We start from the raw sequence: 11,929 nt of genomic DNA on the forward strand, positions 1-11,929 counted from the left end.
GTCCCCCCGTCGCGACGAACCGTCAGGAGCCCGCCGGGGCCGGGCCGCGGCGCGCTCCGTCCCGACCACTCTCTCCCCGACCGCCCACGGCCCGCCCCCGGTTCCGCCGGATCCGCCCGATCCGGTACCCGGCCGGGCTGTCGGTGCCGGACGGTACCGTCGGGGCATGTCCAATCCGGCGGTGGTCGAAGGCGTGCTGGAACGCATCACGTACGCCAATGAGGAGAACGGCTACACGGTCGCCAGAGTCGACACCGGCCGCGGTGCCGGCGACCTGCTGACCGTCGTCGGCGCGCTCCTCGGCGCGCAGGTCGGCGAGTCCCTGCGGATGGAGGGACGCTGGGGCTCCCACCCGCAGTACGGCAAGCAGTTCACCGTCGACAACTACACCACCGTGCTGCCCGCCACCGTCCAGGGCATCCGCCGCTACCTCGGATCGGGGCTGGTCAAGGGCATCGGACCGGTCTTCGCCGACCGCATCACCCAGCACTTCGGCACGGACACCCTGAGGATCATCGAGGAGGAGCCCAAGCGGCTCGTCGAGGTCCCCGGGCTCGGCCCGAAGCGGACCAGGAAGATCGCCGACGCCTGGGAGGAGCAGAAGGCGATCAAGGAGGTCATGCTCTTCCTTCAGACCGTGGAGGTCTCCACCTCCATCGCCGTGCGCATCTACAAGAAGTACGGCGACGCCTCCATCTCCGTGGTGAAGAACCAGCCCTACCGGCTCGCCGCCGACGTGTGGGGCATCGGCTTCCTCACCGCCGACCGGATCGCCCAGTCGGTCGGCATCCCGCACGACAGCCCCGAGCGGGTCAAGGCCGGCCTCCAGTACGCGCTCTCCCAGGGCAGCGACCAGGGCCACTGCTTCCTCCCCGAGGAACGGCTGATCGCCGACGCGGTGAAACTGCTCCAGGTGGACACCGGGCTCGTCATCGAGTGCCTCGCCGAACTGGCCGTCCCCGACGAGGAGTCGGGCGAGTCCGGCGTCGTACGGGAGAAGGTGCCCGGGGAGCACGGCGAGCCCGTCACCGCCGTCTACCTCGTCCCCTTCCACCGCGCCGAACTCTCCCTCTCCGGCCAGGTGCTGCGGCTGCTGCGCACCGAGGAGGACCGGATGCCGGGCTTCCGTGACGTGGCCTGGGACAAGGCGCTGGCCTGGCTGAAGGACCGCACGGGCGCCGACCTGGCCCCCGAGCAGGAGGCCGCCGTCAAGCTGGCGCTGACCGAGAAGGTCGCCGTGCTCACCGGAGGCCCCGGCTGCGGCAAGTCGTTCACGGTCCGGTCGGTCGTCGAGCTGGCCCGCGCCAGGAAGGCGAAGGTGGTCCTCGCCGCCCCCACCGGCCGCGCGGCCAAGCGCCTGGCCGAACTCACCGGCGCCGAGGCGTCCACCGTGCACCGGCTGCTGGAGCTCAAGCCCGGCGGCGACGCGGCCTACGACCGGGACCGCCCGCTCGACGCCGATCTGGTGGTCGTCGACGAGGCGTCGATGCTGGACCTGCTGCTCGCCAACAAGCTGGTCAAGGCGGTGCCGCCGGGCGCGCACCTGCTCTTCGTGGGCGACGTCGACCAGCTGCCCAGCGTCGGCTCGGGGGAAGTGCTGAGGGATCTGCTGGCCGAGGGCGGCCCGGTGCCCGCCGTCCGGCTCACCCGGGTCTTCCGCCAGGCCCAGCAGTCCGGCGTGGTCACCAACGCGCACCGCATCAACTCCGGGCAGCACCCCGTCACCGAGGGGATGAAGGACTTCTTCCTCTTCGTCGAGGACGACACCGAGGAGGCCGGCCGGCTCACCGTGGACGTGGCGGCCCGTCGGATTCCGGCCAAATTCGGGCTCGACCCGCGCCGGGACATCCAGGTCCTCGCCCCCATGCACCGCGGGCCCGCCGGCGCGGGCACCCTCAACGGCCTGCTCCAGCAGGCCATCACTCCGGGCCGCCCCGACCTGCCGGAGAAGCGGTTCGGCGGGCGGGTCTTCCGGGTCGGGGACAAGGTCACCCAGATCCGCAACAACTACGACAAGGGCGCGAACGGCGTCTTCAACGGCACCGTGGGCGTGGTCACCTCGCTCGACCCCGTCGACCAGCGACTGACGGTCCTGACCGACGAGGACGAGGAGGTGCCCTACGACTTCGACGAACTGGACGAGCTGGCGCACGCGTACGCGGTGACCATCCACCGCTCCCAGGGCAGCGAGTACCCGGCGGTGGTGATCCCGGTCACCACGGGCGCGTGGATGATGCTCCAGCGGAACCTTTTGTATACGGCCGTTACCCGGGCGAAGCGGCTGGTCGTGCTGGTCGGCTCGCGCAAGGCGATAGGCCAGGCGGTGCGCACGGTGTCGGCCGGACGCCGCTGTACGGCGCTGGACTTCAGGCTCGCACCACGCCCGCTGGAGGGCTGAGTGCCACCCTCGCGGCACCCTCTCGGCGTCGCCGGAGGAGCGGTGAGTGAAATTTGATCGATCAAACGAGTCGTAAAGGTCACACAGCTCTTCCGGATGCCGGTATCAAGGGGGCAGGATGAGCAGGTTGGCGGCACTCAGTGCCGCCAATGAGCCCAATGGTCGACCCCGAGTGCACTCTCCTGCGCCAAATGGGGGATGGTAGAGACAGTCAGGGCAACCTCGAAGAAGAGGCACAACGTCGGTGAGGGATGACGTGAGCGACAACTCTGTAGTACTGCGGTACGGCGACGGCGAGTACACCTACCCGGTGATCGACAGCACCGTCGGCGACAAGGGCTTCGACATCGGCAAGCTCCGCGCCCAGACCGGTCTGGTGACCCTGGACAGCGGCTACGGCAACACGGCCGCGTATAAATCCGCCGTCACCTACCTCGACGGCGAGCAGGGCATCCTGCGGTACCGCGGCTACCCGATCGAGCAGCTGGCCGAGCGCTCGACCTTCCTGGAGGTCGCCTACCTGCTGATCAACGGCGAGCTGCCCACCGTCGACGAGCTCAGCACGTTCAAGAACGAGATCACCCAGCACACCCTGCTGCACGAGGACGTCAAGAACTTCTACCGCGGCTTCCCGCGGGACGCCCACCCGATGGCGATGCTCTCCTCGGTGGTCTCCGCGCTGTCGACGTTCTACCAGGACAGCCACAACCCCTTCGACGAGAAGCAGCGCCACCTCTCCACGATCCGCCTGCTCGCCAAGCTTCCGACGATCGCGGCCTACGCCTACAAGAAGTCGATCGGCCACCCGTTCGTCTACCCGCGCAACGACCTCGGCTACGTCGAGAACTTCCTGCGCATGACCTTCTCGGTGCCGGCGCAGGAGTTCGAGCTGGACCCGGTCGTGGTCTCCGCCCTCGACAAGCTGCTCATCCTGCACGCGGACCACGAGCAGAACTGTTCCACCTCGACGGTCCGCCTGGTCGGCTCCTCGCAGGCGAACATGTTCGCCTCGATCTCCGCCGGTATCTCCGCGCTCTGGGGCCCGCTGCACGGCGGCGCCAACCAGTCCGTCCTGGAGATGCTGGAGGGCATCCAGGCATCCGGCGGCGATGTCGACTCCTTCATCCGCAAGGTGAAGAACAAGGAGGACGGCGTCCGCCTGATGGGCTTCGGCCACCGGGTCTACAAGAACTTCGACCCCCGCGCCAAGATCATCAAGGCCGCCGCGCACGACGTGCTGTCCGCCCTCGGCAAGTCCGACGAGCTGCTGGACATCGCGCTGAAGCTGGAGGAGCACGCGCTCTCCGACGACTACTTCGTCTCGCGCAGCCTCTACCCGAACGTCGACTTCTACACCGGCCTGATCTACCGGGCCATGGGCTTCCCGACCGAGATGTTCACGGTCCTGTTCGCCCTCGGCCGTCTGCCGGGCTGGATCGCCCAGTGGCACGAGATGATCAAGGAGCCGGGTTCCCGCATCGGCCGCCCGCGCCAGATCTACACGGGCGTCGTCGAGCGCGACTTCGTCCCGGTCGAGGAGCGCTGAGCGCGCCGTAGCGGAAGGGGCCTGCCGCACGGGTGGGCCCCGCGTGATCCGGAGAGCCGCCGGAGATAGTGAAAGGCGCCCTGGCGCCGGTCCCCCCACGGGCCGACGTCCAGGGCGCCTTCCCATGTCCCGGTGCGGATTCCCCCCACGGGATCCGGCCGGGCGTCTGTGAGGACAGCGCCTGAATTCGCTGTTGTTCGGTACTGCGTTGAGTGGATCGGGCGTGCACGCCCGTACTACTCGTCGTGCGGTCTGCCGGGACAGCGCACTCGGGAGGGCCGCTCAAGCTCCCCGGGGTGCGTGCCCCGGCAACGCATCTCTGAGGAAGTCCCCCAAGACATCCCCAGATGCCAGTCCGCGCCCCCCAAGACGCTTCCTGACATCGCCAACTTAGACCTTCGAACCCCTTCGATGGTTACGTTCACATCACTGTGATCTGCGTCTCTTGCATATGTCCGTTAGATGCGCAAGGGCACGGATACGCCGGACGAGACCCAAGCGTAAGGATGATGCGCGAGCCTTGTGAAGAGCTTATGTGAGGCTCGCGCCGGACTCCAGAGGGCCCCCGCCCTCACCGTGCCAAACTCCCGGCAACTTCCGCCGGGTTCAGCGGAACGTACGCAATCGCAGACTGTTGGAGACCACGAAGACCGAGGAGAAGGCCATCGCCGCTCCCGCGATCATCGGGTTCAGCAGTCCGGCCGCGGCGAGCGGTAGCGCGGCCACGTTGTAGCCGAAGGCCCACACCAGGTTGCCCTTGATCGTGCCGAGGGTCCGGCGGGACAGCCGGATCGCGTCCGCCGCGACCCGCAGGTCCCCGCGCACCAGCGTCAGGTCACCGGCCTCGATCGCCGCGTCCGCGCCGGTGCCCAGGGCGAGCCCCAGGTCCGCGGCGGCCAGGGCGGCCGCGTCGTTGACGCCGTCGCCGACCATGGCGACGGTCCGCCCCTCGGCCCGCAGCCGCCGGACCGCCTCGACCTTCTCCTCGGGCAGCACCTCCGGGATCACCCGCTCGATGCCCACGGCCCGCGCGACCGCCTCGGCCACCGTCCGGTTGTCGCCGGTCAGCAGCACCGGTTCGAGCCCCAGCGCGCGCAGCTCGCGCACCGCCTCGGCGCTGGTCTCCTTGACCGTGTCGGCCACCGCCAGCACGGCCCGCACGGCGCCGTCCCAGCCCGCCACCACGGCCGTACGTCCGTCCCGCTCGGCCCGCTCCCGGGCGCGGGCCAGTTCCTCGGGCAGCTCGGCGAAGAGGCGCCCCACGGCGACCTCGTGGCCCTCCACCCGTCCGCGCACGCCCCGTCCGGGCACGTTCTCGAAGTCCTCGGCCCGCGGCAGCCGCCCGGCCCGCTCCTCGGCGCCCGCGGCGACCGCCCGTGCCACGGGATGCTCGGAGGCGTGTTCCAGGGCGCCGGCGAGCCGCAGCGCCTGCCGCTCGTCGGTGCCCTCGGCCACGTACACCTCGTGCAGGGTCATCCGGCCCGTGGTGACCGTGCCGGTCTTGTCGAGGACGACCGTGTCGATCCGGCGGGTGGACTCCAGTACCCGCGGGCCCTTGATCAGGATGCCGAGCTGGGCCCCGCGTCCGGTGCCGACCATCAGCGCGGTCGGGGTCGCCAGGCCCAGGGCGCACGGACACGCGATGATCAGGACGGCGACGGCCGCGGTGAACGCGTCCACGGTGTCGCCGGTGGCGCCCAGCCAGCCGCCGAAGGTGGCGACCGCCAGGACCAGGACCACCGGTACGAACACCGCGGAGATCCGGTCGGCCAGCCGCTGCACCTCGGCCTTGCCGTTCTGCGCCTCCTCCACCAGCCGCGCCATCCGCGCCAGCCGGGTGTCGGCGCCGACGCTGGAGGCCCGGACGACGAGCCGCCCGCCGACGTTGACCGTGGCCCCGGTGACGGTGTCCCCGGCCGTCACGTCCACCGGCACGGACTCTCCGGTCAGCATCGCGGCGTCCACCGCCGAGGCGCCCTCGACGACCGTGCCGTCCGTGGCGATCTTCTCGCCGGGGCGTACGACGAACAGGTCGCCGACGGCCAGCGCGGTGACCGGGATCCGCAGCTCGCGCCCGTCCCGCAGGACGGCCACGTCCTTGGCGCCCAGTTCCATCAGCGCCCGCAGCGCCGCGCCGGAGCGCCGTTTGGCGCGGGCCTCCAGCCAGCGGCCCAGCAGGATGAAGGCGACGACCCCGGAGGCGACCTCCAGATAGATCGTCGAGGCGCCGTCCATGCCGCCGACGGTGAGCCGGAACTCCTCCCGCATCCCCGGCATGCCCGCGTCGCCGAGGAACAGCGCCCACAGCGACCAGCCGAAGGCGGCCAGGGTGCCGAGCGAGACGAGGGTGTCCATGGTGGCGGCGGCGTGCCGGGCGTTGGTCCACGCGGCACGGTGGAAGGGCAGCCCGCCCCAGACGACCACGGGCGCGGCGAGGGTGAGGGCCAGCCACTGCCAGTTGTCGAACTGGAGCGCGGGGACCATGGAGAGCAGGACCACCGGCGCCGCGAGCAGCGCGGAGACGGTGAAGCGCCGCCGGTGGCCGGCCGTCTCGGGATCGTCCTCGGGCCCGGCTTCCGCCGCGGGGGGTTGGGGGGCGGGCTCCTCGGCCGTGTACCCGGTGCGCTCGACGGTGGCGATCAGATCGGCCACCTCCACGCCCGCCGGGTAGCTGATCCGCGCCTTCTCGGTGGCGTAGTTGACGCTGGCCGTGACCCCGTCCAGCCGGTTGAGCTTCTTCTCGACGCGGGCGGCGCAGGAGGCGCAGGTCATGCCGCCGATGAGCAGCTCGACCTCGGCGGGGCCGGCTATCGGGGCCTGGGCGGTGGAGGACATGGGCCGGACTCCGGAGGGCCTCAGACGGCGCCGACGAGTTCGAACCCGGCCTCGTCGACGGCGGCCCGGACGTCCTCCTCGCGCAGCGCGGCCACGGAGACGACGGTGACCTCGCCGGTGGCGGCGACGGCCTGCACCGAGCTGACCCCGGGCAGTTCGGAGATCTCGCCGGAGACGGCGCCCTCGCAGTGGCCGCAGCTCATCCCGCTGACCTTGTAGACGGCGCTCACGCTCATGTTGTTCTCCTCGGGAGAGGCGGATGGGGCTGACGGGGTCCACGAGTCTTCCCGTACTCCATCCACCGTATACCCCTACGGGGTATTTCTCCAAGGAGGGTCGGCGCAGCCCGGCGGGCGTTCCCCATTGGGCTGATTCGACCGCACTTTATGGTAGGTACCCCTTATGTCGCAGGCCGGGACGCTCATCCTCATCATGTCCATCGCGGTGCTGGCGCCGCTGCTCGCGCACGGGGTGAGCCGGTGGCTGCCCGTTCCCCTCGTGATCTTCGAGATCGCGCTCGGCGTCCTGGTCGGCCCGGACGTCCTGGGCTGGGCGGGCGAGGGCCAGGTCATCGACACCCTCGCCGACCTCGGTCTGGCGATGCTGATCTTCCTCGCGGGCTACGAGATCGAGTTCGACCGCATCCGCGGCGACACGCTGCGCCGGTCGGGGTGGGCCTGGCTGATCTCCCTGGCGGTGGGGCTGAGCCTGGGCACCCTGCTCTCCGGCTGGGACCGCGGCGTCTACATCGGCACCGCGCTGACCAGCACCGCCCTCGGCGTGGTCCTGCCGGTACTGCGGGACGCGGGGCAGTTGCGCACCCGGTTCGGCTCGGTGATGTCCGCGGTGGGCGCGGTGGGGGAGTTCGGGCCGATCATCGCCATCGCGGTCCTGCTGAGCGGCCGTTCGCCGGGCCGCTCCACCGTGGTGCTGGCCGCGTTCGCGCTGCTGACGGCGGCGGCCGTGTGGTGGGCGACCCGGCCGCGTCCGCCCTGGTTCTCCCGGGTGGTCGAGAAGACGCTGCACACCAGCGGCCAGTTCGCCGTACGGCTGATGGTGCTGCTGCTCGCGGTCATGCTCGGCATCTCCCAGGAGATGGGCCTGGACACCCTGCTCGGCGCCTTCGCCGCCGGGGTCCTGGCGCGCCTGCTGCTGCACGGGGCGGCGCCGCGCAGCGCGGAGCCGGTGATGGAGAAGGTCGAGGCGATGGGCTTCGGCTTCCTGGTGCCGGTCTTCTACGTGGTCACCGGCATCGAGTTCGACCTGGACTCCCTGCTCGACGGCGGCCGCGCCCTGCTGCTCCTGCCGGTGTTCCTGGCGCTCTTCCTGGTGGTGCGCGGGCTGCCGGTGTACGTCCTCGCGCCGCGCGACCTGGACCGCTCCGAGAAGGGCGCCCTGACCCTGTTCGCCGCCACCGCCCTGCCCCTGGTGGTGGCCATCACCACGATCGGCGTCGACGCCGGCACCATGCGCTCCGACGAGGCCGCGGCGCTGGTCGCCGCGGCGATGATCTCGGTGCTGGTGTTCCCGTCGCTCGGACTGCGGCTGCGCGGCGAGCGCCCGGCGCCGCGCGAGACCCTGCGGGAGCCGGAGTCGTGGTGAGGCCGCAGCCTCCCCGGAACGAGAGGAGCCGCCGTGCGAGCCGTGGTCTTCGAGAGGTTCGGCGCACCCGCCGAGGTGCGCGACGTCCCCGACCCCCGCCCCGCCGGGCACGGCGTGGTGGTGCGGGTGGAGGCCACCGGCCTGTGCCGCAGTGACTGGCACGGCTGGCAGGGGCACGATCCGGACATCACGCTGCCGCACGTGCCCGGACACGAACTCGCCGGTGTCGTCGAGGCGGTGGGCCCCGGGGTGACCGCGTGGCGCCCCGGCGACCGGGTCACCGTGCCCTTCGTCTGCGCCTGCGGTTCCTGTCCGGCCTGCGCGGCGGGCGAGCAGCAGGTCTGCGAGCGGCAGACCCAGCCCGGCTTCACGCACTGGGGCTCCTACGCCCAGTACGTGGCCCTCGACCACGCGGACGTGAACCTGGTCGCGGTCCCGGAGAACATGTCGTACGCGACCGCGGCCTCGCTCGGCTGCCGGTTCGCCACCGCGTTCCGCGCGGTGGTGCAGCGCGGCCGGGTCGCTGCGGGGGAGTGGGTCGCGGTGCACGGCTGCGGCGGGGTGGGCCTGTCGGCGGTGATGATCGCGGCCGCCGCCGGCGCCCGGGTCGTCGCCGTGGACGTCTCGCCCGGGGCCCTGGACCTGGCGCGGCGGTTCGGGGCGGCCGCCCGTGTCGACGCGAGGGAGGTGCCGGACACGGCGGCGGCGGTGCGGGAGCTGACCGGCGGCGGCGCCCATCTCTCGCTCGACGCGCTGGGCTCGCCCGCCACCTGCGCCGCCTCGGTCAACGGCCTGCGCCGCCGGGGCCGGCACGTCCAGGTGGGCCTGCTGCCCTCGTCCGACGGCACCACTCCCGTCCCCATGGCCCGCGCCGTCGCCCGGGAACTGGAACTGCTCGGCAGCCATGGCATGGCCGCGCACACCTACCCACCGATGCTGGAACTGGTCCGTTCCGGTGCCCTACGCCCCGACCTGCTGGTCACCCGCACCGTCACGCTGGACGAGGCCCCGGCCGCGCTCGCCGCGCTCGGCGCCGCGCCGGGGCCGGGGGTCACGGTCGTCGCCCCCTGGGCCTGAGCCCCTGGGGCGGCCGCCTCAGTCCTCCCTGCGGCCTCTGTTGCCGGGGCGGGAGGCGACCCAGGCCCGGACGGTGTCGGCGTACCAGTACGGCTTGCCGCCCTCGACGTGGTCGGGCGGCGGCAGCAGCCCGTGCTTGCGGTAGGACCGCACGGTGTCGGGCTGCACGCGGATGTGGGCCGCGATGTCCTTGTAGGACCACAGCGGTCGGTCGGTCATGAGGTGCACCTCCCCGCGCGCGCCGCGGCGGCGGCCGGGATCGGCCGTCGGGGGTACCGGGCGCCGCGCTGGTGATCACGAAGCGGGCGATCACGAAGCCTGTGCCCCGTGAACGGCGCCCGGTGACCCTGGGTCAGGTGCTGTGCGCCGGGTGTGACACAGGACCCGCGTACACGCGACATGTGTGACACAAGCGGGGTGTTTGTGACGCAACTGGCGCAATGGCGCACGCCGGTGCACGGGCGCGGCGCGTTGACTCGGTCGGGGTCCGCCGTCCCGCGGTCCGGTGCGGGCGGTCCGGTGCGCGCGGGCCGGAAAGCTCTCTCGTCCGAATGTCCGGACAAAACATTGACAGGGCTCCGTGCGCGGGACTAGAAAGCCGGGGAGAGCCGATACGAAGGGAACGCGATGGCGTACGACCTGATCACCATGGGGCGGATCGGGGTGGACCTCTATCCGTTGCAGACCGGTGTCCCCCTGCCGCAGGTCACCTCCTTCGGCAAGTTCCTCGGCGGCTCGGCGGCCAATGTCGCGGTCGCCGCCGCCCGCCTGGGCCGGAACACCGCCGTCATCACCCGCACCGGCGACGACCCCTTCGGCACCTACCTCCACCAGGCCCTGCGCGAGTTCGGCGTCGACGACCGCTGGGTCACCCCGGTCGCCGACCTGGCCACCCCGGTCACCTTCTGCGAGATCTTCCCGCCCGACGACTTCCCGCTCTACTTCTACCGCCGCCCCAAGGCGCCCGACCTGGAGATCGACGCCCACGACCTCGACCTGGACGCCGTGCGCGAGGCCCGCGTCTTCTGGGTGACCGGCACCGGCCTGAGCGAGGAACCCAGCCGGACCGCCACCCTCGCCGCGCTCGCCCACCGTGCCCGCTCCGGCATCACGGTCTTCGACCTCGACTGGCGCCCCATGTTCTGGCAGGACCCCGACCAGGCCCGCCCCTTCTACGCCGAGGCCCTGCGCCACACCACCGTCGCGGTCGGCAACCTCGACGAGGTGGAGGTCGCCACCGGAGTCCGCGAACCGCACGCCGCCGCCCGCGCCCTCCTCGACGCCGGAGTCGAACTCGCCGTCGTCAAGCAGGGCCCCAAGGGAGTCCTCGCGGTGCGGAGCGACGGGGAGAGCGCCGAGGTGCCGCCGCTGCCGGTGGACGTCCTCAACGGCCTCGGCGCCGGGGACGCCTTCGGCGGCTCCCTCGCCGACGGCCTGCTCGCCGGCCGGGACCTGGAGACGGTCATGCGGCACGCCAACGCCGCCGGCGCCATCGTCGCCTCCCGTCTGGAGTGCTCCTCCGCGATGCCCACCCCCGCCGAGGTGACGGCCGCCCTGACCGCCGGAGCCGTCCGGTGACCGTCGACGTCGCGGAACTCGTCCGCACCCGCACCCGCCACCCCGAGGCCATCGCCGAGGCGGCCGCCCGCCGCAGGCGCCGCCCGCTGCTCGGCGCGTCCGGCCGCCTGATGATCGTCGCCGCCGACCACCCGGCCCGCGGCGCGCTCGGCGTCGGCGACCGCAAGTTCGCCATGGCCAACCGCGCCGACCTGCTCGAACGCCTCTGCCTGGCCCTCTCCCGCCCCGGCGTCGACGGCGTCCTCGCCACCGCCGACATCCTCGACGACCTGCTCCTGCTCGGCGCCCTCGACGACCGGGTCGTGATGGGCTCGATGAACCGCGGCGGCCTCCAGGGCGCCAGCTTCGAACTGGACGACCGCTTCACCGGCCACCGCCCCGAGGACATCCGGCGCCTCAACTTCGACGCGGGCAAGCTCCTGCTGCGCATCGACTACGACGACCCGGGCTCCCTCAACACCCTGGAGTCCACCGCCCGCGCCGTCGACGAGATGGCGGCCCGGCAACTCCCTTTGTTCGTCGAGCCGTTCATCTCCCGACGCGCGCCCGACGGGAAGCTGAGCAACGATCTCTCCGCCGACGCCGTCACCCGGTCCATCGCCATCGCCTCCGGGCTCGGCGGCAGTTCGGCCTACACCTGGCTCAAGGTCCCGGTCACCGCGGACCCGGACGACATGGCCCGCGTCATGGAGACCTCCACGCTCCCCGCCGTGCTGCTCGGCGGCGACATCGGGGACTCCGCCGAGGACCAGGTCTCCGCCTACGAGAAGTGGCGCGACGCCCTCCGGCTGCCCACCGTGCGCGGACTGGTGGCCGGCCGCTCCCTGCTGTACCCGGCGGACGGGGACGTGACCGCCGCCGTCGACACCGCCGTAGGACTGCTGTGAGGGCCG

At 72.0% G+C, this 11,929-nt stretch carries 9 protein-coding genes; 6 read left to right on the plus strand and 3 right to left on the minus strand.

Going from position 1 to position 11,929, the window contains the following annotated elements:
• Positions 1–166: 166 nt before the first annotated feature.
• The gene (locus tag AB0E07_RS11865) at positions 167–2,398 is read left to right on the plus strand and encodes an ATP-dependent RecD-like DNA helicase (RefSeq protein ID WP_362248943.1); all 2,232 of its coding nucleotides are present in this window, start codon (positions 167–169) and stop codon (positions 2,396–2,398) included.
• Positions 2,399–2,654: 256 nt separating this feature from the next.
• The gene (locus AB0E07_RS11870) at positions 2,655–3,944 is read left to right on the plus strand and encodes a citrate synthase (RefSeq protein WP_362248946.1); all 1,290 of its coding nucleotides are present in this window, start codon (positions 2,655–2,657) and stop codon (positions 3,942–3,944) included.
• A gap of 606 nt (positions 3,945–4,550) precedes the next feature.
• Here the strand turns inward: AB0E07_RS11870 and AB0E07_RS11875 are convergent.
• Positions 4,551–6,779, minus strand: a complete 2,229-nt coding sequence (locus tag AB0E07_RS11875) for a heavy metal translocating P-type ATPase (protein ID WP_362248949.1) — start codon at positions 6,777–6,779, stop codon at positions 4,551–4,553.
• 20 nt (positions 6,780–6,799) lie between these two features.
• The gene (locus AB0E07_RS11880; protein ID WP_362248952.1) at positions 6,800–7,015 is read right to left on the minus strand and encodes a cation transporter; all 216 of its coding nucleotides are present in this window, start codon (positions 7,013–7,015) and stop codon (positions 6,800–6,802) included.
• 166 nt (positions 7,016–7,181) lie between these two features.
• On the opposite strand from AB0E07_RS11880, the gene AB0E07_RS11885 reads away from it, so the two are divergent.
• Positions 7,182–8,381: a cation:proton antiporter gene (locus tag AB0E07_RS11885; RefSeq protein WP_362248955.1), complete on the plus strand. Its 1,200-nt coding sequence runs from the start codon at positions 7,182–7,184 to the stop codon at positions 8,379–8,381.
• 33 nt (positions 8,382–8,414) lie between these two features.
• Positions 8,415–9,458, plus strand: a complete 1,044-nt coding sequence (locus AB0E07_RS11890) for a zinc-dependent alcohol dehydrogenase family protein (protein WP_362248958.1) — start codon at positions 8,415–8,417, stop codon at positions 9,456–9,458.
• Positions 9,459–9,476: 18 nt separating this feature from the next.
• On the opposite strand, the gene AB0E07_RS11895 is transcribed toward AB0E07_RS11890, so the two are convergent.
• Entirely contained in the window at positions 9,477–9,677 is a 201-nt protein-coding gene (locus AB0E07_RS11895) for a MerR family transcriptional regulator (RefSeq protein WP_362248961.1), read from the minus strand.
• A gap of 408 nt (positions 9,678–10,085) precedes the next feature.
• On the opposite strand from AB0E07_RS11895, the gene iolC reads away from it, so the two are divergent.
• On the plus strand, positions 10,086–11,036 hold the full coding sequence (gene iolC, locus AB0E07_RS11900) for a 5-dehydro-2-deoxygluconokinase (protein ID WP_362248965.1): 951 nt from the start codon (positions 10,086–10,088) through the stop codon (positions 11,034–11,036).
• Positions 11,033–11,923 carry a deoxyribose-phosphate aldolase gene (locus AB0E07_RS11905; protein WP_362248968.1) on the plus strand — a complete coding sequence of 297 codons (891 nt, stop codon included), beginning with the start codon at positions 11,033–11,035 and terminating at the stop codon, positions 11,921–11,923. Before iolC ends, AB0E07_RS11905 begins: the two co-directional genes overlap by 4 nt.
• Positions 11,924–11,929 lie beyond the last annotated feature (6 nt).

Origin of the sequence: Streptomyces sp. NPDC048002, assembly GCF_040653275.1 — a bacterium.
In the GTDB taxonomy this organism is placed as follows: domain Bacteria; phylum Actinomycetota; class Actinomycetes; order Streptomycetales; family Streptomycetaceae; genus Streptomyces.